Below are 22,981 nucleotides of genomic sequence, written 5' to 3' on the forward strand. Positions count from 1 at the left end.
GTCATCGGCCGAGCTCCCGCAGTGCTGCGCGGAGCAGGATCGACACGTCGCTCACCTCGGGCTGCGCCTCGACCACCGCAGCCACGGCGTCGTCGGCCTGTTTGACCGACCAACCCAGCCCCACCAGAGCCTCGCTGACCTGCGTGTGATGACCGGCGACGGCGGTAGCAGCGGAGCCGGTGGACGGCGACGGCACGACCGGACCGACCTTGTCCTTGAGCTCGAGCACGATGCGCTCGGCGCCCTTCTTGCCGATGCCCGGGGTCTTGACCAGTGCGGCGATGTCGCCGCCGGCAATCGCGCCTCGCAGCTGATCCGGGGTGCCGACAGCCAGCATCGCCAGCGCGATCCGGGGGCCGACACCGCTGACGGTCTGCACGAGTTCGAAGAGGTCGCGCTCATCCGGCGTGCCGAAGCCGTACAACGTCAGCGCGTCCTCGCGCACGATCAACGTGGTCGCCAGGCTGGCCGCCTGGCCTGATCGCTGCGCCGCCGCCGTGCCGGGGGTGACGTGCACCAGCAACCCGACTCCGCCGACCTCGACCACGACATGGTCGAGCCCGACAGCGGCGACCGTGCCGGTGAGGCCGGCGATCATCGGCGTGCCCCGGTCGCGGCGGCCTGCCGGCGCAGGGCGGACGCGATGCGGTCCTGGGCGCCGCCGCGCCATACCTGACAGATCGCGATCGCCAGCGCGTCGGCGGCATCGGCCGGCTTGGGGGCGGTCTCCAGGCGCAGGATGCGGGTGACCATCGCGGTGACCTGGGCCTTGTCGGCGCGGCCGTTGCCGGTCACGGACGCCTTGACCTCGCTCGGCGTGTGCAGCGCGAGCGGCAGGCCCCGCCGAGCGGCGGCGAGCATCGGCACTGCGGACGCCTGAGCCGTGCCCATGATCCCCTTGATGTTTGCCTTGGCGAATACCCGCTCCACTGCTACGGATTCGGGCTCGAAGCGGTGCATCCACTCGTCGATCTCGGTCTGCAGCGTGAACAGACGCTCAGCCGGGTCGTCGGTGACGGGCGTGCGGACGACGCCTACAGCGATCATCCGCAGCGGTTGGCCGATGCCGCCTTCGACGACACCCAGACCGCATCTGGTCAGGCCGGGATCAACTCCGAGCACGCGCACGCGAAATCCACTCCTGCTCCGGCAAGGTCAAACATATGTTCGGTCACGACCGAGCATATGCGGCGATCGACCGGCCGACGTGCAGGAGCCTCGGCGCGTCATACGTCCGCGGCACGCCTGCCGGGTCCGAGCCCGAAGGTCGGGGCCCCGGCGTCGGCCGACGCGGCTCAGTCCTCGTCCTCGAGTTCGGCGAGCACCTCGTCGGACACGTCGCCGTTGGCGTAGACGTTCTGCACGTCGTCGGAGTCCTCAAGCGCCTCGATGATGCGGAACATCTTCTTGGCGCCGTCCTTGTCCAACGGCACCTCGGTGCTCGGCATCCAGGACGACTCGGCCGAGTCGTAGTCGATGCCGGCAGCCTGGATGGCCTGGCGCACGGCAACGAAATCGGTTGCCTCCGAGACGATCTCGAAGGAATCACCCAAGTCGTTGACGTCTTCGGCGCCAGCGTCGAGCACGACCTCGAGGATGTCGTCCTCGGTCTTGTCCTCCTTCGGCACGATCACGACGCCCTTGCGGTGGAACATGAAGGCCACCGAGCCGGAGTCGGCCATCGTGCCGCCGTTCTTCTGCAGCGCGGTGCGCACCTCGGCGACGGCACGGTTCTTGTTGTCGGTGAGGCACTCGATCAGCAGCGCGACCCCACCAGGCGCGTAACCCTCGTAGGTCAGTGCGAGGTACTCCGCGCCTCCGGCCTCGGCACCGGAACCACGCTTGACGGCGCGGTCGATGTTGTCGTTGGGGACGCTGGACTTCTTGGCCTTCTGGATGGCGTCGTACAGCGTCGGGTTGCCGGACGGGTCGCCGCCGCCGGAGCGCGCCGCGACCTCGATGTTCTTGATGAGCTTGGCGAACAGCTTGCCCCGCTTGGCGTCGATCGCAGCCTTCTTGTGCTTGGTCGTCGCCCATTTGGAGTGACCGCTCATGTGCTTCCTTACCTTCAGTCGTCGTCCGTGGTCCAGCGGTCGATCTTATCGAGTCGCCGCACGCACCATGTCCACGAAGTACTCATGCACCCGGTGGTCGCCGGTGACCTCCGGGTGGAAGGACGTCGCCAGCCTGCTGTCGTCACGGATCGCCACGACGCGACCGGCGGCCGGACCGGTCGTCACCTGAGCCAGCACCTGTATGCCGGGGCCGGCCTCCTCCACCCACGGCGCGCGGATGAAAACTGCTCGTACCGGCTGTGATTCACCGTCTCGAAGGACCGGCATACTGAGGTCCTCCTCGAAGGAGTCCACCTGCCGACCAAACGCATTGCGGCGGACGGTGATGTCGAGACCACCGAGCGTCTGTTGGTCATGGGTGGCGTCGAGCACTCGATCGGCCAGCAAAATCATCCCCGCGCACGAGCCGTATGCCGGCAGCCCCTCGGCCAGCAGCCGTTGCAGGGGCTGTTGCAGTTCGAAGGCCCGCAGCAGCTTGTCCATGGTGGTGGACTCACCACCGGGCAGCACGATGCCGTCGAGGTGCTCGAGCTCGGAGGGCCGGCGCACCAGCGGCGCACTCGCTCCCGCGGACTCAAGCGCCCGGACGTGCTCGCGGACGTCGCCCTGGACGGCCAGGACCCCGATCGTTGGTTTCACGGCGGAAACGGTAGCCGCCCCGACTCGGGCGTTGACGACGAGATGGGCTCTACTGCGGCACAGTCGTCAGTCGACCCAGGAACCGCGCCAGCCCCAGCCGCCGTCGAGCCCGCCGTATGACGACCCGCCGGCACGCGAGCCGAGGTAGCCCTCGACGACAGCTGCGCCCAGGCCGTCCAGATCCGGCACCACCACGCGACCGTCGGCACGCCGGGCCAGCTGGTCCAGGAAACGCGCCAGGCCCGGATCCTCACCGAGGCGGAAGATCGTGGTCTGCGCACCCAGCCGCACCGAGTTGTCCAATTCACGCACGCTGTAGGCGACGGTCAACGGGTGCGGCGGGTAGGAGAACCACACCTCGCCGTCCGGCTCGAGGTGAGCTGTCGGCTCGCCGTCGGTGACGATCAGCAGCACCGGCTGTGCGTTGGAGTGCTTGCGGAAATGCCGGTTGGCCAGCATCAGCGCGTGGTGCAGGTTGGTGCCCTTGTCCCACTCGGCCGACAGTCCGGTGAGCTCGTCGATGTCCATCGTCTGCGCGTGCCGGCCGAAGGCGATCAGCTCCAGGCTGTCACCGCGGAAGCGGGTCTGGATCAGATGGTGCAGGGCCAGCGCGGTGCGTTTCATCGGCACCCATCGACCGTCCATCGCCATCGAGAAGGACGTGTCGACCAGCAACGCGACCGCGGCCTGCGTGCGCGCTTCTGTCTCTTGGACCTCGACATCGGCCAGCGCCAGCATCCGGTCGTCTCCCCCTGCCCTGCGCAGAGCGGCGTTGGTGAGTGTGCGCGTGACATCCCACGGTTCGGTGTCACCGAACTGCCACTGCCGGGCGGCACCGGTGGGCTCCCCCGCCATACCGGCCCGGCGTGCGTCGCGCGAGCCACCCCGCCCGGTCAGGCGGGTCGCCACATCGCGCAACAGGGTTCGACCAAGTTCTCGCATCGCGCGCGGAGACAGGCTGAGCTGACCGTCGGAATCCTTGGTGAGATAGCCGCGTTCACGCAGCGCCTTCTCCAACTCCGCAAGCGTGCGCGCCGACGCGGCTGCTTCGTCGCCGAGTTGGCGCGCGAGCGCGTCCAGATCGAGGTCGTCCATGTCGGCGCCGGCATACTGCTGCGACAGCTGCTCGGAGAGCGCGTCCAACTGAGCGAGGTCCTGTATGACGCCCGTACCGTCGCCCAGTCCCATCCCTTGTTCACCCTCGAATCCCTCTGCGCCCGACCAGTCTTCGCCCGGTCGCAGGCCCCGCAGATTGGCGTCCAGCTGGCCCAGCTGGTTCATCAGGTCCGGCGAGCCGAAGGCCTGCTGCGCGAGTTGGTCGAGTTCGGCACGCTGCTCCGGGGACAGCGAGTTGCGCATCCGTTGCGCGGCGGCTGCACGTGCTGCGAGGGAGTCCAGCAGCTCCTCGATGTTCTGCGGCTGCTCGGGGAAGAAGTCGCCGTGCTTGGCCATGAAGTCCGCAAATTGCTTGTCGGTGTCCTCGCCGCGGGCGTGTGCCTCCAGCAGCTGGTTGAGGTCGCCCAGCATCTCGCTGATCTGGGCGCGGTCCTCCTCGGTGGCGCCCTGCAGGGCCTGCTTCATGCCGGCGAACCGCTGGTCGAGCAGCTCGCGGCCGAGCAGGTCCTTGATCTGCTCGTACTTCTCGCGGGCCTCGCTGCTACGGAACTCGTAGTCGGACAACTCACTGACTGCTGCCGCGGGTGAGGCCGGCAGATTCTCGATGCGCATCTCGGCGAAACGCGCGTCGTCATCCAGATCGCGGGCGAGTTGCTTGCGCTCTGCGAGGACTGCCTCCTCGAGCAGTTTGCGGACCTCCTCGAAGGTGCCGTTCAGGTTGTTCCGGTCGAGCAACTCCTGCCGCCGCTGGGCGATCTGCCGGGCCAGGTCGTCCAGGCCCTGCTGCTGCCGGCCGCCACGGCGCAGGAACTCGCGCATCGCGTGCTCGGGGCTGTAGCCGGCCATGACGTCCTCGCCGATCGCGTCAAGGGCTTCCGCCAGGTCGACAGGCGGCACCAACGGGTCCGGCCCTCCGGCATACCTGCCGTATCGAGATCGATGAACGCTCTTGCGTGCCACGGCTTTTCAGCCTTCTCCGTAGGTCGTGTTGCCTTCGTCGTCGGTGTCCTTGCTGACCTTGCGCGCGAGGAACAGGCCTTCGAGGGCGAGTTCGACGGCAGCGGCCCGTTCGCCGGGGGTGGTCGCGTCGAGTCGCTGCGCGATGTCGTCATACAACTCGGATTCGCCGAGCACCGGCAACTCCCGCAGGAGTTCGGCGGCGGTCACCTGCTCGCCCGTGGTCACCTGGGCGCCGTCGGTCATCGCGTGGACGAGAAGCCCGAGGTCGATGCCGCGGAGGCGGTGGCGGGCGGTTTCTGCGGTTGCGGTGCGCAGCAGATGTTCGAGCACCGGCTGCTCCCGACCCTCATGGCCTGACTCGAACTCGACTTTGCCGCCGAGCACCTCGACCGCCGTCTCGAGGTCAATGACCCGTGCGACGGCTTCGTCCTCGTGCCGAACGGTCGCCCGGTGCACCGCCGCCGCGGCCACCGTTTCCGCGGCCGCGATCGCGAATCGCGCTGATACGCCTGACCGTTGGTCGACCGCGCTCGACTCGCGCAGCCCTCGTGTGAACCTCGCCAGGATCTCGATCAGGTATGCCGGGACGGTGGCCGACAGCTGCGCCTCCTGCTGGATCACCGCGATCTCGCCCTCGACCTCGAGCGGATAGTGCGTGCGGACCTGCGCACCGAAACGGTCCTTCAACGGCGTGATGATGCGGCCGCGGTTGGTGTAGTCCTCCGGGTTGGCGCTGGCGACGATGAGCACATCCAACGGCAGTCGCAGCGTGTAACCGCGCACCTGGATGTCGCGTTCTTCCATCACGTTCAGCATCGAGACCTGGATGCGTTCGGCCAGGTCGGGCAGCTCGTTGATGGCGACGATGCCGCGGTGGGAACGTGGGATCAGCCCGAAGTGGATCGTCTCGGGGTCGCCGAGGCTGCGCCCTTCGGCGACCTTCATCGGGTCGATGTCTCCGACCAGGTCACCGACGGATGTGTCTGGCGTTGCGAGCTTTTCGGCATACCGCTCGTCTCGGTGGCGCCACTCGACGGGCAGGTCGTCGCCGAGTTCAGCGGCCCGGCGCCGGCTCGCGGGAAGGATCGGGGCGTAGGGATGCTCGCCCAACTCGGACCCGGCAATGACCGGGGTCCACTCGTCCAGCAGCCCGACCAGAGTCCGCAGCAATCGAGTCTTGCCCTGCCCGCGCTCCCCCAGCAGCACGATGTCGTGCTCGGCGATGAGAGCCCGCTCGAACTGCGGCAGGACGGTGCCCTCGAAGCCCTGTATCCCGGGCCACGGATCCTCACCGGCCGCGAGTTTGGCCAGCAGATTGAACCGGAGCTCCTCGCGGATGCCGCGGTGCACGTGGCCGCTCGCGCGCAATTCTCCGACGGTGTGAATGGTGGGTGCAGGAGTCGAATCGCTCACCCCCGCAACGCTACGCCTGATCCGGCCGAATCGACCGGGGTCTCATCCGAGGGGGTGGGTGGGCCTGGTCACGACTGATTGAGCATCCATCGGCCGCCACCGTAGCCGTTTCCGTCGGGTGGGTGCTCGATGGCGCGAGGTCCATCGGCTGTCAGGCTGGCTTCCTAGGCTGTGCCGTATGACGATCGCCATCGGTGCCCATGTCGACCAGACCGACCCGCTCGCCGAGGCCGCAGCCCGTGGCACGACCGTCGTGCAGTTCTTCCTCGGCGACCCACAGAGCTACAAGAGGCCAGAAGTTCGGTATGCCGGGGGTGCTGCTGCGCTGCGCGCTGATGCCGACGCGGCGGGCATCGCGCTCTATGTGCACGCGCCGTACATCATCAACGTCGCCGCCACGAACAATCGCATCCGCATCCCGAGCCGCAAACTGCTGCAACAGCACATGGATGCTGCGGCGGAGGTCGGCGCCAAGGGCCTCATCGTCCACGGCGGTCATGTGGGCAAGGTCGACGATCCGGCCACCGGCTTCGACAACTGGCGCAAGGCGATCGAAGCGACCGACCTGAAGATCCCGCTGCTCATCGAGAACACCGCCGGCGGAGACAACGCGATGGCCCGGCACCTCGATCGGATCGCCGGTGTCTGGGCTGCGATCAGCACTGCCGACGGGCACGAGAACGTCGGCTTCTGTCTCGACACCTGCCACGCGTGGGCCGGCGGCATCGAACTCAGCGAGGCCGTCGAACGGATTCACCAGATCACCGGCCGGATCGATCTGGTGCACGCCAACGACAGCCGCGACTCCTTCGACTCCGGCGCCGACCGCCACACGAATTTCGGTGCAGGACATATCGATCCGGATCAGCTCGCAGCTGTCGTGCGCGACGCCGGTGCGCCTGTCGTATGCGAGACACCCGGCGGAGCAGACGAGCACATCGCTGACATCGCGCTCCTGCGCGACCGGCTCTGAGCGCGGACTGTCAGCGGCGTTACGACACCGGGCTGAGACGGTTGATGGCCGTCGCGGCGACCGGACTAACCTGCCCAGCTGTGACACCGTTCCAGATCCGACCACGCACCGACGACGATCTGCCCGCCCTCGCCGGCCTGCTCGAACGACAGCAGGAGCGCACCAAATATCCCTTCGTGTGGCCCTTCCCCGCACCGGTGGAGCACTTCCTCAAACGCGACACCGAGTTGCACGCGTGGGTGGCCGACGTCGACGGCACGGTTGTCGGTCAGGTCGCGATCACCTCGGTCACCGACGACGAGGATCCGATCAGCCGCTCGTGGGCCTCCGCGCACGGCGTGCCCATGAGTGAACTCCGTTGCATCTCAGCCTTCTTCGCCGACATCGACCGTGCCGGCAGCGGCATCGGCTCGGGCCTGCTCGCGACGGCGACAAAGGTCGCGTTGGCCGAGGGCTACCCGGTGCTCGACGTGGTCGCCGCGCACGAGACACCGGTCCAGCTGTATCTGCGACGCGGCTGGCAGATCATCGAAACCACTGACGCGCCGTGGCATCCCGGCATCAAGATCCCGATCCACCTGATGATGCTGCCGCGCGCGACGGACGCCTGACGAGCCCGGATCGGAGCGGGTGCCGCCGCCTCTGCTCCCGCACCATCGTGCGTGCTCGCGCGCCGATTCGGTGCACCGGATAATCGTTGTCCTCAAGTCCACTTGAGGTGAAAGACTTTGGCATGTGATGCGACGGCTCGGAATCCCTGACATCCGCGGCCAACGATCGTTCGTCGCGGCTGTCGCCGTCGATGCCGTCGGCACCGGACTGTTCATCCCGGTGTCGCTGCTCTACTTCATCGCGACCACCGATCTGTCGGTCGAACAGGTCGGTCTGACCTCCTCGATCGGAGCGCTCATCGCCCTGCCTGCAGTGCTCGGCGTCGGTCACCTCGTCGACCGTGTCGGCGCCAAACCGGTGCTGCTCGCCGCGAATGTGCTCATGGCGGCAGGCTTCGTCGGATTCCTCTTCGCGACATCGTTCTGGAGCGTCACCGTGCTGATGGCGGTGGTCGGTGTCGGTGGCGCGGCATTCTGGGCGTCGGAAGCACCCCTGGTCGCGAGCATCTCGCAACGCGGTGAGCGCGAGTTGTGGTTCGGGTTCCTCGGAGCCCTGCGCAACATCGGGTTCGCGCTGGGCGGCCTGGTCGGCGGATTGGCCGTCACCATCGGCACGACGTGGGCGTATCACGCGATCGTCGTCGCCAACACTGCGTCGTTCATCGGGTGCCTGCTGCTGTTGCTGCGGGTTCCGGCGCCGACACCGGAGAAGCACAGCGACGATGCCGCTCCGTCGTGGTCGATTGCGCTGCGCGATGCGGAGTACCGCTGGTTGATCGCGAGCAACGTCGTCTACGCGCTGAGTTCGCTGACTCTCAACGTCGCCCTGCCGATCTACGCCAAGGAGGTGCTGCACCTGCCCGGTTGGGTCGTCGGCGCGATCTTCACCGTCAACACGGTGCTTGTCGGCTTCGGTCAGGGCTTGGTCGTGCGATGGATGACCGGCAGGATCCGCTACCGCCTGGCCGTTCTGTCCAACCTCGCGTTCGCGCTGGGTTACGTGCTGTTCGCCGGACTCGACGTGCTGTCGATAGGTATGGCGAGCGTGGTCATCATCGCCGTCACGGCGGTTTACACGATCGGTGAACTCGTCGGTGGACCGGTGCTGACGACGATCGCTGTCGACAGCAGGCCGGACACTGTGCGCGGTCGCTACGTTGCGGCATACCAACTGTCCTGGATGGCCGCGGGCATCGTCGCGCCTGCGGCATACACCTGGCTGCTGTCTCGCAGCAGCACTACGTTGTGGGTCGCGCTGATCGGGATGTCCGTGATCGGCGCAGCGATCAACATCGGCATGCGTTCGCGGCTGCCGTTGGCCGCCGCGAACGTGACCAATGCCGCTGTTTCGGAGCCCGCCGAGATTGGTTGCGACGAAAACACCACGATTTCAGGTGTTTTCACACCCGTGAGGAGAGAGGACACCTCTATCTGACGGGCGAGATCGGGTGGACCGCTCACCGACGGACTGAGCCCACGCTGCCGGACTCGGCAGCGTGGGCTCAGTCATGAGCTGGTGTGGGACCGGATGGTCACCAACCGCGCTCGGCGAGCCGGTGCGGCTCGGGGATCTCTTCGACGTTGATGCCGACCATGGCCTCGCCCAGACCGCGCGACACCTTGGCGATCACATCGGGGTCGTCGTGGAAGGTGGTCGCCTTCACGATCGCCTCGGCACGCTGAGCCGGGTTGCCGGACTTGAAGATGCCCGAGCCGACGAAGACACCCTCGGCGCCCAACTGCATCATCATCGCGGCGTCGGCGGGAGTTGCGATGCCGCCGGCGGTGAAGAGCACGACCGGCAACTTGCCGAGTTCGGCGACCTCCTTGACCAGCTCGTAGGGCGCCTGCAGTTCCTTGGCCGCCACGAAGAGCTCGTCCTCGGGCAGGTTCTGCAACCGACGGATCTCGGCACGGATCTTGCGCATGTGGGTCGTCGCGTTGGACACGTCACCGGTGCCCGCCTCGCCCTTGGAGCGGATCATCGCCGCGCCTTCGGTGATGCGGCGAAGCGCCTCGCCCAGGTTGGTCGCACCGCACACGAAGGGAACGGTGAACTCCCACTTGTCGATGTGGTTGGCGTAGTCGGCCGGGGTCAGCACCTCGGACTCGTCGATGTAGTCCACACCCAGGCTCTGCAGCACCTGTGCCTCGACGAAGTGACCGATGCGCGCCTTGGCCATCACCGGGATCGAGACCGCCTCGATGATGCCGTCGATCACGTCCGGGTCGCTCATGCGCGAAACGCCGCCCTGTGCGCGGATGTCGGCAGGCACGCGCTCCAGCGCCATGACCGCGACGGCGCCGGCGTCCTCGGCGATCTTGGCCTGCTCGGCGGTGACGACGTCCATGATCACCCCGCCCTTGAGCATCTCGGCCATGCCACGCTTCACGCGGGCGGTGCCGATCTGGGAGGTGGTGGTGTCGCTGCTCATCGAGGGTCCTTCATGATCAGGGGAGGTCGCGGCATACGGCAGAAGCGCACGTATGACGCACTTGGTATCCCCAGGGTAGCGGTCGCCCACGGCAGCAAAGTGCCACATTCCATGCCGTGACACCTTTCGGACACGGCAGCTGTGCGCCAAGGCGTTCGACGGCGCCCGATCAAGAGCACACCCGCCTGGTTTCGGGTCACACGCCTTCCGGCAACTGGTCGTCGAACTCCACCGGCTGCGGCAGCTGGGTGAAGCCGGCCAGCCGGAACAGTCGCACCTGAGGCATCGCGCGTACCTTCCGCACGTCGCGCACGGCCTCGTTGTGAAACCGTCGGGCGATCTCCACCCGCTGCCCCGCCGAACGCAACCGGTCGACGGCATCGGGCACGTCCTCATCGCTGTCACGCAATTCCGCGAGCGCCTCGGCTGACAGCGTCGCGCGCAACGTCTGACTCAGCGCCGTCTCGATCTCCGCCCGGCGCGCGTCGACACCGTGTTCCTGGACCTCGGCGTGGATCGCTGCCTCGTCGGAGGCGTCGAGCGACGCGGCAGCCGCATCCGCGAGCAGGATTGCCGAGGCCGGATCGAGAATCCCCGAGTGGGCGACTTCGAGGACCACCTCCGCACGACGCACGATCTGCGCGTCCAAGGAAGCGGCCGAACCCTCGACCTTCGAATGCAACCGGTCCAGGCGCGCGGCGGTGTAGGACAAGTACCACGCCAGCAGCGCCACGGCCGCGATCGCAAGCAAGACCCAACCGAGCACATGCATCAGAACCGACCTCTCAGGCGTCGCATCGGGCGCTTGGTCTGAGCGGACGTGGTGACCGGGCCGGCTTGCGCGGCCACGCAGGTCTCATAGACGTCGACGATGTCGGCAGCCACTCGGCTCCAGTCGAACGCACGCGAACGCAGCCGTCCGCGTTCGCTGAGCATCTCCCGCAAGGGCGCGTCATCGAGCACATCGACCATGCATCGGGCCAGGTCAGCTGCGTCCTCGGTGTGGAAAAGCACGCCGTCCGCGCCGTCCTCCAGCACATCGGCGAAGGAAGCGAGATCGCTGGCGATGACCGGCGCACCTGCGCTCATCGCCTCGACCAGGATGATGCCGAAGCTCTCGCCGCCGGTGTTGGGAGCGATGTAGGCGTCCACAGACACGAGCAGTCGCTCCTTGTCCTCGTCGGTGACCATCCCGAGGAACTCGCACGCCGCCACCGCTCGCGACTGCGCGTCACGGCACAGCTCCGTGGGGTCGCCAGGACCGGCGACCAGCACACGCAGTCCGGGAAACGCGTCGAGCACCGCCGGTAGCGCCGCCAGCAGCACGGCCAGGCCTTTGCGTGGTTCCTCTAGCCGGCCGAGGAAGGCGACCGTCGGTCGGCCCTGCGCACTGCGCCACTCGTCACGGGGCCGGGCGTGCGCGAAACGATCGACATACACACCGTTGGGGATGATGACCGCGTCACCGCCGCCCTCGTGCCGGTGGATGGTGCGCAGCGCCTCGCGTGAGACGGCGATGCGCCCGGTGAGCTTCTCCAGGTGGGGTTCGAGCAAGGGCATCGACGCCAGCAGCACCCGCGAGCGGGCGGTGCTGGAATGGAAGGTGCCGACCACAGCGCCCTCACCGGCCATCATGGCCAGCATCGACAGGCTCGGCGAGAAGGGTTCGTGCACGTGCAGCACGTCGTACTTGCCGCGCTCGATCCACCGGCCGACCCTGGATGCCGTGACCGGGCCGAACAGCAGACGCGCCACCGAACCGTTGTAGGGCACCGCCACGGCTTTTCCGGCGGAGTCGACGTAGTCCGGCAGTTCGGCGTCCTCGTCCGACGGCGCGAGAACCCGCACGTGGTGACCTTCGCCGAGCAGATGCTCGGCCAGTCCCTTGACGTGCAACTGGACGCCGCCGGGCACATCCAGCGCGTACGGGTTGACGATGCCGATACGCATCAGTCGAGCTCGTCCACGAAGACGCGTTGCATCATGTGCCAGTCCTGGGTGTGCTCGCGGATCACGCCGCCGAGCGAGTCGATGCACTGCTGGGTCATGTCCTGGACCTGCTCCGCCGGTCCCCCCGTGCCACTCGCCGTCACCCGCGGGCCGAAGTGCGCGACCACCCGGTGTGCCGCCCGGCCGGGCACCGGCTCGTAGGTCACGGCCAGGGGAAACAGGGCGGCGCCGGTCTCCAGGGACAGTCGCGCCGGGCCGGTCGCGGCACGCATCCGGTGCCCGCACATCGTGACCTCGACTCCGTGTGAGGTCAGATCGCGGTCGGCCAGCAGCGGCACGAATCCACCGTTCGCGATGGCGTCCCGCAACTGGGGAAAGACCTCCGGGCCACCTGTCAGCGGCAGTATCCGCATGCCGAGCGACTCGCGGAAAGCCACGAATTCGTCGTACACCTGCTCGGGTTTGAGGCGTTCGGCCACGGTGGTGACCGGCGCGAAGTGGAACGTCGCCCACGCGCCGCAGAAGTCCCAGTTGCCCAGGTGGCCGAGGAAGAGGACCAGCGGCTCGCCGCGGGCGACGATGGCCCTGGCCTCCTCGTCGTGCCCGGTGAGCCGGATCCCCTCCTCCAGGCTCTCGGGCGTGTGCCGCGGCAGCCGGAAGGCATCACACCAGTAACGCAGGTACGACCGGACGCCCTGCGTCACGAGCGCGTCGAGTTGCGCGTCAGCCAACTCAGGGCGGATCCGGGCGTAGTTGGAACGCATCCGCTGGACGGACTTGCCGTTACGCCGAGCCATCACGTCGGCGACGCGGTCGAAAGTGCTGTATGCCGCCCGCTCCGGCAGCATGCGCACCACCGACCAGGCGAGGCGATAGCCGGCCACCTCCAGCCGGTCGCGCACCTTCACTTCGCCGCGCCCAGCGCCTGTCGTCGGACGGTGAGCATGCGCTGGAAGACCGTGACCAGGCTCGCCAGCGCCAGCAACGCGAGCACCACACCGAGCACCGCCATCGGCAGGTGCAGCCAGTGGATGCCGACCAGTCCGGTCGTCACCAACACCGCGACGAGTCGTTCGGAGCGCTCGGCGATGCCGACGTTCGCCGTCATGCCAAGGCCCTCGGCACGCGCCTTGGAGTACGACACCACGCTGCCGAGAATCAGGCAGGTGAGTGCCAGGCCGGCCATCAGCAGATTGTGACCGTGCCCGGCGAAATAGAGGACCAGCCCGCCGAAGACGGCCGAGTCGCCGACCCGGTCGAGCGTGGAGTCGAGGTAGGCGCCCCACACGCTCGAGCGACCCGACAGCCGGGCCATGTTGCCGTCCAGGGTGTCGGAGAACACGAACAGCGTGATCACGATCGTGCCCCAGAAGAACTCACCGCGCGGATAGAACCCCAGCGCTCCGAAGCAGACGCCCAGGGTTCCGACGATGGTCACGACATCCGGACTGATGCCCAGCCGCAGGAACAGCTTCGCAAGGGGCGTGAGGATTCGGGTCATCGCCGCCCGGGCGTATCGGTTGAGCATGGTGGCGCCAGACTACTGGCCGGTCGCTGTCAGGGGCATGGCCAGGCTGCGGCGAGCCGTTCTCGGGTGTCCTCCAGCAACGCCGGAAGCGCTTTGGTCTGCGCGATGATCGGCAAGAAGTTCGCGTCACCGCCCCATCGCGGCACGACGTGCTGATGCAGGTGAGCAGCCACACCGGCTCCGGCGACCGCGCCCTGGTTCATGCCCAGGTTGAACCCGTGCGGCGCCGACGCGTCGGTCAGCGCGCGCACAGCCTGTTTGGTCAGCTCGGTGAACTCCAGCGTCTCGTCATCGGTCAGCTCGATGTATGACGCGACGTGCCGGTTCGGGCACACGAGCAGGTGTCCGGGGTTGTAGGGAAAAAGGTTCATGATCACGAAGCACGTCGTGCCGCGGTGCACGATGAGTGCCTCCGCATCATCCTTGGGCTGCGCGGCGCAGAACGGGCAGGCGTTGTCGTCGTCGTGCTCGGGTTTGTCACTCTGGATGTACGCCATCCGGTGAGGCGTCCACAGTCGCTCGAAACCGTCCGGGACGCGCGCGAATTCGGTTTCCGGTTCCGTCTGCGAAGGCATTCCCGAATCGTAGGCTGTCAAGCGGAATAAGCCCCCGGGCTGTCGTCCTTGCACGTGATGGTGCATCTGACGGCGAGCGCCGGGTGCGACATGTCGAAGGAGATCTGATGCCGCTGCAGGGCGAGTACGCCAAGGAGAAGACCAGCTGGGTGGCCGACCAGCTTGAGAAGATCGACGAGACCGGCACCACCGAGTCGGTCTCCGTCCAGGGGATGCACGTCGTGGTGTTCACGATGCGTGGCGCGAAGAGCGGCCTCCTGCGACGAGTGCCTCTCATGCGAGTGGAGCACAACGGCACGTATGCCGCAGTCGCCTCGAAGGGCGGTGCTCCGAACCATCCGGCTTGGTACAACAACATTTCGGCCAACCCCGACGTCGAGGTGCAGGACGGCAGCACCAAGCACGACGGTCGCGCCCGCGAGATCACCGGCGCCGAGCGCGACGAGTGGTGGGAGCGAGCCGTCGCGGCATACCCGGCGTATGCCGAGTACCAGGAAAAGACCGACCGGCAGATCCCGGTGCTGCTCATCGAGCCGGTGTGATGAATCGCGGGCGGCCGGCGTCGGCCGCCCGCTTCACCGCTCCGATGCGAGATGCAATTGCATGAAGCGCGCGGCGGGCGCCCCGAAACCCGCGCGGCGATAGAACTCTGTCGCGGCGTCCGCGGAGTTGAGCTGCAGTCGGGTGACACCGTGCTGCGGGCACCAGTCGACCACTGATTCCAGAAGTCGCGCACCGATGCCCTGGCCGCGCAACTCGGGTGCGACATACACCGAGGCCAGGTGGAGCCAGGCGGTTGCCGGTCTGCGCAGGCTGGGCAGCTTGCGCACCAGCGACGCGATGACCACTCCGACCGGGTCGCCGTTTGCCTGCACGGCAAGCCAGGTCGGTCGTGAGGCGCGATCGGCCAGCCAGGCGTCGGCGAACTCGTCGATGAACCCGGGTCGCATCGGTGCGCCTTCGGCCAGATCCCATCGCAGGATCAGCGCCGCGACGGCGAAGGCGTCCTCGGCGTCGGCCAGGCGAACGTCGATGCCTGCGGTAGTCGTGGTCACGGGCCGAGTGTTCCATGAGCGGGCCTACTGACGCCGGGTATGGCGCAGCCCCCGTGGCCTCGAGACCTCAGGGGCTGCATCCGGTCAAACGGGTTCAGACCTGTCGACGTTCCTGAATCGCCGAGCGGATCTCTTCGATCGCATCCTCGATCGAGACGCCGTTCTTCTGGGAGCCGTCGCGGTAACGGAAGGAGACGGCTCCGGCGGAGCGGTCCTCCTCCCCCGCGATGAGCACGAAGGGCACCTTGGACTTGCTGGCATTGCGGATCTTCTTGGGGAAGCGGTCGTCGGACTCATCGAGTTCGACGCGAATCCCGTTGACGCGCAACTGATCCAGTACACCTGCGAGGTAGTCGGCGAACTCCTCGGCGACCGGGATGCCCAAGACCTGCACCGGCGACAGCCAGGGCGGGAAGGCGCCTGCGTAGTGTTCGACCAGCACTCCGAGGAAGCGCTCGATGGACCCGAATTTCGCCGAGTGGATCATCACCGGCTCCTGCCGGGTGCCGTCGGATGCCTGGAACTCGAGGCCGAACCGGTGCGGCTGATTGAAGTCGTACTGGATCGTCGACATCTGCCAGGTGCGCCCGATCGCATCTCGCGCCTGCACCGAGATCTTCGGACCGTAGAACGCAGCGCCACCGGGGTCGGGAACGAGTTCGAGACCGGAGTCGGTCGCGACCTTCTCCAGAATCGCCGTAGCGGTCTCCCACTGCTCGTCGGAGCCGATGAACTTGTCCTTCTTGTCACCTTCGGTGTCACGCGTCGACAGCTCGAGGTAGAAGTCGTTCAGGCCGAAGTCACGCAGCAGCGACAGGACGAAGTTCAGCAGGTGGTTGATCTCGGCCGGGGCTTGCGCGGCAGTCACGTAGGAGTGGGAGTCGTCCTGCGTCATACCTCTCACCCGAGTCAGACCGTGCACGACACCGGACTTCTCGTAGCGGTACACCGAGCCGAATTCGAAGAAACGCAACGGCAGCTCGCGATAGGAGCGGCCACGCGACTTGTAGATGAGGTTGTGCATCGGGCAGTTCATTGCCTTGAGCCGGTATTCCGCGCCCTCCAGCTCCATGCCAGGGAACATCGTGTCGGCGTAGTACGGCAGGTGACCCGAGGTGTGGAACAGACCGTCCTTGGAGATGTGTGGGGTCCCGACGTACTGGAAGCCCTCCTCAATGTGCCGGCGGCGGACGTAGTCCTCCATCTCGCGCTTGATGACACCACCCTTGGGGTGGAACACCGGCAGACCCGAGCCCAACTCGTCGGGGAACGAGAACAGATCCAGCTCCGCACCGAGCTTGCGGTGGTCACGCTTCTCGGCCTCGGCCAACCGGTCGAGGTAGGCCTTCAGTTCGTCCTTGGACGGCCACGCCGTGCCGTAGATCCGCTGCAGCTGCGGGTTCTTTTCCGACCCGCGCCAGTAGGCCGCGGCCGAACGCATGATCTTGTACGCATTGCCGATCAGCTTCGTGGATGGCAGGTGCGGCCCGCGACACAGGTCGCCCCAGGCGCGGGAGCCGTCACGACGCAGGTTGTCGTAGATCGTCAGGCCACCGTCGCCCACCTCGGCGTCGGCTCCCTCGGCCGCCTCGCCGGCTTTCGACTTCAGCCCGATGAGCTCGAGTTTGTACGGCTCCGAGGCGAGTTCGGCCCTCGCGTCGTCATCGCTGATGTCACGACGATGGAAGGTCTGCCCCTCGTTGATGATCTTCTGCATGGCCTTCTCGAGGGCCTTCAGATCATCCGGGGTGAACGGCGTCTCGACGTCAAAGTCGTAGTAGAAACCGTCCTTGATCGGGGGCCCGATGCCGAGCTTGGCCTCGGGGTTGATCTGCTGGACGGCCTGGGCGAGCACGTGCGCGGCCGAGTGCCTCAGGACATTGAGGCCGTCCGGGGAGTCGATGTCGACCGGCTCGACCGTGGAACCGGCCGGCACCACCCGGAACAAGTCCTGCAACTCGCCATCGACCTTCATCGCGACGACCCGACGATCCTCACCGAACAGCTCTGTGCCCGTGGTCGCCTGCTCCACCTGTCGCGCGCGGTCGGCGAGGGGCGGCGTGGACTGGGCAGACACGGTGGTCTCCTTCGTGCTGTCGGGAGCGACGTATGCCGGAGCTCCGGTCACCGGCAGGTCGCCCGACCGGTCGTCGATCGGGCGAAGTCAGGTTAGCGGGCGCGACCGTGACCACTGACGTCGCGTTCGGCGACCACGTCATACGGTGGCGCTCGTGAATTCGTCGCGCTATGCCGCCCTGCGCACCCGTCGCCCGGTCGTCTGGACCGTCGCGTCATGGCTGATCACGCGCGCGGTGATGATGCTGGCTGTCAGCCGTGAGGGTGCGATCGGCGGCGACATTCTGCACTATTTCCAGTCACTCAACGGCACCCGCGGCCAGGGCAGCATGCTGCCGGAATACCCGTTGCCGATGGTGTGGCTGATGTGGCCGATCCACCTGGTCGCAGGCCACAGCGAGCGGGTGTTCGCCACCATCTTCGTCATCTCGATGCTCGTGCTGGATGCCGCCTTCACCGCTCTGTTGCATCGCGTCTCTCGAGGCGCGCTGACCGCCGTCGACGCCTGGCTGGTCTTCGGCGTGTGCCTCGGCCCGCTGATGTTCTACCGCTTCGACCTGCTGCCGGCCGTCCTGGCTGCAGTCGCGATCGCTGTGGCACTGAGGGCACCTGCAACGTCGGGTCTGGCGGCGGCAATCGGCTTCGCCAGCAAGCTGTGGCCGATCATGTTCGTGCCGCTGCTGGCCGTGTCTCACCGGCGCGCGTGGCGGCTGGTCGTAGGTGCTGTCGCCTCCGCCGCTGTCATCGTCGAGGCGTGCGTTCTGGCCGCTGGGATGACCCGCACCATGTCGCCGCTGACCTGGCAGACCGACCGTGGTCTGCAGATCGAGTCGCTGGCGGCGACTCCCGAGATGGTCGCCAGGGCGTTCCACCCGGGTTCCTACGTGATCGGCTTCGTGAACAACTCCTATGAGCTGACCGTCGGCCCGGGCGTCACAGCAGCACGTCATGCCAGCAGCGTGCTGATCGTGATTGCCATGGCCGTTGTCGCCTGGCTGGCGTGGCGCTGCTGGCGGACGCGGCATACGGCATCGGCAGCCTCGGCGTGGCTGTGCCTGTCGGCGACCGCTCTGCTGGTCGTCACCGACAAGACGTTCAGCCCGCAGTATCTGTTGTGGCTGGCAGCGCCCGCGGCGGTCGTCTTCGCCCTGCAGCCGGCCGACCGCGTCGCGCGCCACATGTGGTGGTCGCTGCTTGCGCTCGGTGTGCTCACCCAGTTCGTCTACCCGCTCACGTATGACGATCTGCTCAATCCGAACAACAACGGTCTCACCATGGTGGTGCTCGCGCTTCGCAACCTTGGACTCTTGGGTCTTGCAATCGCGCTGTGCGTCAACGTGTTTCGGCAGACATCGACGCCTACGATCAGTGCAGAACGATCGCCAGCAGGATGACGACCAGGCAGATGACGACCGCAACGATCGCAGCCAGCCACAACGACTGGCTGGTGCCGGATTTCGCCGTCTGAGCAGCGCGCGAGCCGTGCCGCGCGGCGACTCGGGGTTGCTCGGCGACGGGCACCGGCGGCACCGGTGCTCGGGTCGCCTGCGGCGGCGTCTGCGGTTGTTGCGCGTGTGCAGGCTGCCGCACCTGCGCAGCCGTCGCCGGAGCAGTGGATCGTGCCGTGGCCGTTTCCCGGATCGCGTGCTTCGCCGCATCCACCAGAGCCCGTGCTGTCGCAGGTCGTTGCGACGGGTCCTTCGCCATACCGGAGCGGATCACGGTGTCGAGACCGACTGGCAGATCGGGGCGCAGACTGCGCACCGACGGTGGCTGCTGGGACATGTGAGCCGAGACCACCTCGGTGATCTCGGTCGACGGGAACGGTTTGCTGCCGGTGAGCACCTGAAAGAGCACGACCGTCAGCGCGTAGATGTCGCTGCTCGGGTCGCCGTGATTTCCGAGGTCGAAACGCTCGGGCGCCAGATAGGCCGCGCTACCAACGATCTCGCCCACCTGGGTCAGGTCACGCTGACCCGCTGAGGCGGCGATGCCGAAGTCGACCAGGTAGGCGAAGCCGATTCGGTCGATGAGGATGTTCGACGGCTTGACGTCGCGGTGCACCAGACCCTCGCGATGCGCCGAGTCGAGCGCGTCGGCGATCTGGCTGATGATGTCGACGGCTCGGTCGACATTCAGCTGACCGCGGGTGAGCAGCTCGGCCAGGCTGCGCCCCTCGACCAGCCGCATGTCGAGGTAGAGCTGCCCCTCGATCTCGCCATACCCGTGGATCGGTATGACGTGCGGATCGGTCAGCCGCGCCACGATCTTGGCCTCGCGCTCGAATCTCGCACGGAAACCCTCGTCGGTGGCCACCTCGTGGTTCATGACCTTGAGTGCGACATCACGCTGCAAGCGGGTGTCGCGCGCCCGGATCACCCGCCCCATGCCGCCGCGACCGATGACCGAACCCAACTCATAGGGCCCGAACATCTGCGCAGGCTGGGCCGCCTCTTCGGCTGCGGTCATGCGCCAGGCCGGTAGACCATCAGCACCACGATCGCGGCGAAGAGCACGCCGATCACTCCGCCGCTGGCGGCGACCCGAGCGGTGAGCTCCTTGACAGGCTCGCCGGCTCCGATCCGCTGGGTCGCCTTGTCCAGCCCAGGGGTCACCAGTCCGATGGCAGCGGCGGCGGCCACCACCCACAGCACCAGCGACAGCCAGACCCACGTCTGACCGAACGACCCGGCCGGCTTGTGGGTGTACGGCGACTTCATCGACATGAGACCGAATCCGACGACGACCACGAGCACCGATGCCGCGGTGTACATGCGCACCATGCGCGCCGAGGCGGCCGTGGCGGAAGCGTCAGCCGTCCGCAGACCGCGGCCGGCAGTGGTGACAGCGTGCACCAGCGGGCCCACCGCGAAGACGGCGAGAAGGACGTGAAGGGCCAGAATCACTTTGAACACCACGCCAGATTAGCGACTGCACCTTGTCGCCCGCCCGTGCGTTCCCGCGTGCCTGGCATCCCGGGGTGCACCGGTCGGTTACCGTTGAGGTTGAAGAATCGGGCAGTGTCGGCAACGATCGACGCGCCCGCGTGAGCCTCACCTGACCGTCTCTGGCCTCCGCCACGCGCCGTGTCCACTCTCGGATGCCGGTGGTCTGAGCCCGACGGTCGGGGTGATTCACGACTTGTTTGAGCCACTCAGGAGAGCACTAGTGAACGCGACCACCCCGATCCGCCGGTGGGTGGGCAGGCGACTGCTGTCGACCGCCGCCGCGGGGCGATCCTCCGGTGTGGCCGGCATCTCGGTCCTGCCCAAGAAGCTCACGATGCCCCTGCGACGTGACGGCCTCGACCCCCTGCCGGCCCTGAATACGATGCGCGAGCAGACGCCGGTTCATCGACTGCGACGTGTGTTCGGCATCAATGTCTGGTTGGTCAGCGGGTATGACGAGGCTCGGTCGGTCTTGGCCGACACCACGAGCTACAGCACCGACATACGGCCCATGCTCGGCATGGATCACGACGTCAGCATCGGCGGCCTCGGGTTCACCGATCCCCCGGAACACACGCGGTTGCGCAAGTTCCTGACGCCGGAGTTCACGATTCGGCGTTTGGCCCACCTGCAACCGGTCATCGACCGGATCGTCGCCGAGCGCCTCGACGCCATGGAGGCTGCCGGACCGGTGCCCGATCTGGTGCAGGAGTTCGCCTTCCCGATCCCGTTCCTGGTGATCTGTGAGCTGCTCGGCCTGCCGGTGGAGGACCGCGAGCGCTTCCGGGCGCTCGGACACGCACGCTTCGATGTCACCGGTGGCGGTGCGGGGACGTTCGGCGCGATGTCGGAATCACGCGAGTTCCTGCAGGAGGCCGTGCAACGCCAGCGAGTCGACCCCGGCGACGGCCTGCTCGGGCAGATCATCCGCGACATCGGTGACGAGGTCACCGATGAGGAGCTCGGCGGACTCGCCGACGGCGTCTTCACCGGCGGTTACGAGACCTCCGCCAGCATGTTGTCCCTCGGCACACTGGCGCTGTTGCGCGACCCTGCGTCATACCGCCTGGCGGCCAGCGAACAGATCGACGCGGTCGTCGACGAGTTGCTGCGCTATCTGACCGTGGTGCAGATCTCCTTCCCGCGGTTCGCCAAGGCCGACATGGAGCTTTTCGGCAAACGGATCAGCAAGGGCGATGTTGTGATCGTGTCGCTGTCCGGCGCGAATCGTGACAGCGCACTCGGCGACAACCCCGACACCATCGACCCCACCGCGATCCGACCGACCCACCTGGGCTTCGGCCACGGGTTCCACCGCTGCGTCGGCGCCGAGCTGGCCCGCATGGAGCTTCGTGCGGCCTTCCAGGGATTGTCGCGTCGCTACCCGCAGCTGCAGTTGGCAGTGCCGCCCGAGGAGCTGCAGTTCCGTGATCTGTCGATCGTGTATGGCGTGGAGTCGCTCCCCGTCCGGCTGCACCCGAGGGATTCCGCCGAGGCATGAGAATCGTGCACGCGGCCGATTCCTTCGCACCGGATGTCGGCGGCATCGAGCGCCAAGTCGAGGCGCTGGCGTTGCAGCAACAGGTTGACGGTCACGATGTCACCGTCATCACTGCGGTCGGTGACGAGTGCGATCTGCCGCTGGACGTTCACCGCGGCTTGAAGATCCGCTGGCTGACGGTGGCCTTCCCGTGGCTGAATCACGCCATGGTCGCCACCGTGCTCGACGACCGCGACATCGACGTCGTCCACGCGCACTTCACGGTCATCTCACCGATAGCGATCTACATCACGCGGGCGGCCACCAAGCGCGGCATACCGGTGGCGATCACCGTGCACTCGGTGTGGTGGAAGGTCGGCCTGGCGACAAGGCTGTCGACCAAGGTCTTCTTCGGGCCGTCGCGCATGCGTGCGATCTACTCCGGGGTCAGCAGCGTCGTCGCCGGGCACATCTCGCGCACGTTGTCACGCGTGGGTCGGGTGTCGGTGGTGCCCAACCTGGTCAACGTCGACTGGTGGGCGCCGACCCAGCCGGCGACTCATCGCGCCGGCGAGCCGGACTTCAAACTGGTGCTGGTCGGACGTCTCAAACCGCGCAAGCACATCAACGAGTTCATTGACATCATGGCGAAGGTCCGTCCGAAAGTCCCTGCGGGCACTCGTGTTTCGGTTTCCATCGTCGGCGACGGCCCGCGCCGCGAACAGTTGCAGGCACAGATCGACCGGCTCGGGCTCGGCGACTGGATCACGCTGCTGGGCAATCGCAATGCCGAGCAGATCCGTGACCTGCTGCACGAAGCAGATCTGTTCATCGCACCCTCGCGCAAGGAAGCGTTCGGCATTGCGGCACTTGAGGCCCGCGGTGCCGGGGTGCCGGTCCTGGGTTACCGGTTCACCGGCCTGGTCGACTTCATCGAGAACGACGTCGAGGGCATCCTCGCCACGGATGACGAGGACATGGTCGACACCCTCGCCAAACTGCTGGTGGATCCTGCTCGGCTCGAGCGCCTCAAGGCGTCCACGCGCGCCACCGCACCCTCGGTGACACCCGAGGACGCGATGGCCGCGACATACGCGCTGTATCGGCGCGCACAGACCGAGCTCTACCCCTGACCGGCGGCAGACGC

At 67.1% G+C, this 22,981-nt stretch carries 23 protein-coding genes; 7 read left to right on the top strand and 16 right to left on the bottom strand.

Going from position 1 to position 22,981, the window contains the following annotated elements; genetic code table 11:
- Window position 1: 1 nt before the first annotated feature.
- The 6 genes from ruvA to BKA23_RS08420 all read right to left on the bottom strand — a co-directional run bounded on the left by ruvA (window position 2) and on the right by BKA23_RS08420 (window position 6,203).
- Window positions 2-598 (bottom strand): Holliday junction branch migration protein RuvA, encoded by a 597-nt coding sequence (ruvA, locus tag BKA23_RS08395; RefSeq protein WP_145227211.1) that lies wholly within the window; start codon window positions 596-598, stop codon window positions 2-4.
- On the bottom strand, window positions 595-1,128 hold the full coding sequence (ruvC, locus tag BKA23_RS08400; RefSeq protein ID WP_145227213.1) for a crossover junction endodeoxyribonuclease RuvC: 534 nt from the start codon (window positions 1,126-1,128) through the stop codon (window positions 595-597). The genes ruvA and ruvC overlap by 4 nt, the downstream gene beginning before the upstream one ends.
- A 167-nt stretch (window positions 1,129-1,295) precedes the next feature.
- Window positions 1,296-2,054 (bottom strand): YebC/PmpR family DNA-binding transcriptional regulator, encoded by a 759-nt coding sequence (locus BKA23_RS08405; RefSeq protein WP_145227215.1) that lies wholly within the window; start codon window positions 2,052-2,054, stop codon window positions 1,296-1,298.
- Window positions 2,055-2,099: 45 nt separating this feature from the next.
- Window positions 2,100-2,714: a pyridoxal 5'-phosphate synthase glutaminase subunit PdxT gene (pdxT, locus tag BKA23_RS08410; protein WP_145227217.1), complete on the bottom strand. Its 615-nt coding sequence runs from the start codon at window positions 2,712-2,714 to the stop codon at window positions 2,100-2,102.
- A 66-nt stretch (window positions 2,715-2,780) separates the two neighbouring features.
- Window positions 2,781-4,790, bottom strand: a complete 2,010-nt coding sequence (locus tag BKA23_RS08415) for a vWA domain-containing protein (RefSeq protein WP_145227219.1) — start codon at window positions 4,788-4,790, stop codon at window positions 2,781-2,783.
- Window positions 4,791-4,796: 6 nt separating this feature from the next.
- Window positions 4,797-6,203, bottom strand: a complete 1,407-nt coding sequence (locus BKA23_RS08420) for a sigma 54-interacting transcriptional regulator (RefSeq protein WP_145227221.1) — start codon at window positions 6,201-6,203, stop codon at window positions 4,797-4,799.
- Window positions 6,204-6,381: 178 nt separating this feature from the next.
- On the opposite strand from BKA23_RS08420, the gene BKA23_RS08425 reads away from it, so the two are divergent.
- The 3 genes from BKA23_RS08425 to BKA23_RS08435 all read left to right on the top strand — a co-directional run bounded on the left by BKA23_RS08425 (window position 6,382) and on the right by BKA23_RS08435 (window position 9,222).
- Window positions 6,382-7,176, top strand: coding sequence for a deoxyribonuclease IV (locus BKA23_RS08425; protein ID WP_145227223.1), 795 nt, complete (start codon window positions 6,382-6,384; stop codon window positions 7,174-7,176).
- Between the two features lie 80 nt (window positions 7,177-7,256).
- Window positions 7,257-7,787, top strand: coding sequence for a GNAT family N-acetyltransferase (locus tag BKA23_RS08430; RefSeq protein ID WP_170226426.1), 531 nt, complete (start codon window positions 7,257-7,259; stop codon window positions 7,785-7,787).
- A gap of 127 nt (window positions 7,788-7,914) precedes the next feature.
- The gene (locus BKA23_RS08435; RefSeq protein WP_145227227.1) at window positions 7,915-9,222 is read left to right on the top strand and encodes an MFS transporter; all 1,308 of its coding nucleotides are present in this window, start codon (window positions 7,915-7,917) and stop codon (window positions 9,220-9,222) included.
- Between the two features lie 97 nt (window positions 9,223-9,319).
- Here BKA23_RS08435 and pdxS read toward each other — a convergent pair whose 3' ends face one another.
- The 6 genes from pdxS to BKA23_RS08465 form a co-directional block, all read right to left on the bottom strand.
- Window positions 9,320-10,222 (bottom strand): pyridoxal 5'-phosphate synthase lyase subunit PdxS, encoded by a 903-nt coding sequence (gene pdxS, locus BKA23_RS08440; RefSeq protein WP_145227229.1) that lies wholly within the window; start codon window positions 10,220-10,222, stop codon window positions 9,320-9,322.
- Between the two features lie 196 nt (window positions 10,223-10,418).
- On the bottom strand, window positions 10,419-10,994 hold the full coding sequence (locus tag BKA23_RS08445) for a LemA family protein (protein ID WP_145227231.1): 576 nt from the start codon (window positions 10,992-10,994) through the stop codon (window positions 10,419-10,421).
- Window positions 10,994-12,172, bottom strand: a complete 1,179-nt coding sequence (locus BKA23_RS08450) for a glycosyltransferase family 4 protein (protein ID WP_145227233.1) — start codon at window positions 12,170-12,172, stop codon at window positions 10,994-10,996. Before BKA23_RS08450 ends, BKA23_RS08445 begins: the two co-directional genes overlap by 1 nt.
- Window positions 12,172-13,080, bottom strand: a complete 909-nt coding sequence (locus BKA23_RS08455; protein WP_145227235.1) for a phosphatidylinositol mannoside acyltransferase — start codon at window positions 13,078-13,080, stop codon at window positions 12,172-12,174. The genes BKA23_RS08450 and BKA23_RS08455 overlap by 1 nt, the downstream gene beginning before the upstream one ends.
- On the bottom strand, window positions 13,077-13,700 hold the full coding sequence (gene pgsA, locus BKA23_RS08460; protein WP_145227237.1) for a phosphatidylinositol phosphate synthase: 624 nt from the start codon (window positions 13,698-13,700) through the stop codon (window positions 13,077-13,079). The genes BKA23_RS08455 and pgsA overlap by 4 nt, the downstream gene beginning before the upstream one ends.
- 29 nt (window positions 13,701-13,729) lie before the next feature.
- The gene (locus tag BKA23_RS08465; protein ID WP_145227239.1) at window positions 13,730-14,275 is read right to left on the bottom strand and encodes an HIT family protein; all 546 of its coding nucleotides are present in this window, start codon (window positions 14,273-14,275) and stop codon (window positions 13,730-13,732) included.
- A gap of 107 nt (window positions 14,276-14,382) precedes the next feature.
- Here BKA23_RS08465 and BKA23_RS08470 point away from each other — a divergent pair, with 107 nt between their 5' ends.
- Entirely contained in the window at window positions 14,383-14,817 is a 435-nt protein-coding gene (locus tag BKA23_RS08470) for a nitroreductase family deazaflavin-dependent oxidoreductase (RefSeq protein ID WP_145227241.1), read from the top strand.
- A 33-nt stretch (window positions 14,818-14,850) separates the two neighbouring features.
- Here BKA23_RS08470 and BKA23_RS08475 read toward each other — a convergent pair whose 3' ends face one another.
- Both BKA23_RS08475 and thrS read right to left on the bottom strand, forming a co-directional pair.
- Window positions 14,851-15,330: a GNAT family N-acetyltransferase gene (locus tag BKA23_RS08475; RefSeq protein ID WP_145227243.1), complete on the bottom strand. Its 480-nt coding sequence runs from the start codon at window positions 15,328-15,330 to the stop codon at window positions 14,851-14,853.
- A gap of 94 nt (window positions 15,331-15,424) precedes the next feature.
- The gene (gene thrS / locus BKA23_RS08480) at window positions 15,425-17,407 is read right to left on the bottom strand and encodes a threonine--tRNA ligase (protein ID WP_145227245.1); all 1,983 of its coding nucleotides are present in this window, start codon (window positions 17,405-17,407) and stop codon (window positions 15,425-15,427) included.
- A 154-nt stretch (window positions 17,408-17,561) separates the two neighbouring features.
- Between thrS and BKA23_RS08485 the strand changes: the two genes are divergently transcribed.
- Window positions 17,562-18,800, top strand: a complete 1,239-nt coding sequence (locus BKA23_RS08485) for a glycosyltransferase 87 family protein (RefSeq protein ID WP_145227247.1) — start codon at window positions 17,562-17,564, stop codon at window positions 18,798-18,800.
- Here BKA23_RS08485 and BKA23_RS08490 read toward each other — a convergent pair.
- Entirely contained in the window at window positions 18,772-19,875 is a 1,104-nt protein-coding gene (locus BKA23_RS08490; protein WP_145227249.1) for a serine/threonine-protein kinase, read from the bottom strand. The two genes, BKA23_RS08485 and BKA23_RS08490, sit on opposite strands and share 29 nt — an antisense overlap.
- On the bottom strand, window positions 19,872-20,321 hold the full coding sequence (locus BKA23_RS08495) for a DUF2269 family protein (RefSeq protein ID WP_145227251.1): 450 nt from the start codon (window positions 20,319-20,321) through the stop codon (window positions 19,872-19,874). The genes BKA23_RS08490 and BKA23_RS08495 overlap by 4 nt, the downstream gene beginning before the upstream one ends.
- A 253-nt stretch (window positions 20,322-20,574) precedes the next feature.
- On the opposite strand from BKA23_RS08495, the gene BKA23_RS08500 reads away from it, so the two are divergent.
- Window positions 20,575-21,855 (top strand): cytochrome P450, encoded by a 1,281-nt coding sequence (locus tag BKA23_RS08500; RefSeq protein ID WP_246104524.1) that lies wholly within the window; start codon window positions 20,575-20,577, stop codon window positions 21,853-21,855.
- On the top strand, window positions 21,852-22,967 hold the full coding sequence (locus tag BKA23_RS08505) for a glycosyltransferase family 4 protein (RefSeq protein WP_145227253.1): 1,116 nt from the start codon (window positions 21,852-21,854) through the stop codon (window positions 22,965-22,967). The genes BKA23_RS08500 and BKA23_RS08505 overlap by 4 nt, the downstream gene beginning before the upstream one ends.
- Window positions 22,968-22,981: the final 14 nt, after the last annotated feature.

The organism is Rudaeicoccus suwonensis, from assembly GCF_007829035.1.
GTDB classification, from domain to species: Bacteria; Actinomycetota; Actinomycetes; order Actinomycetales; family Dermatophilaceae; genus Rudaeicoccus; species Rudaeicoccus suwonensis.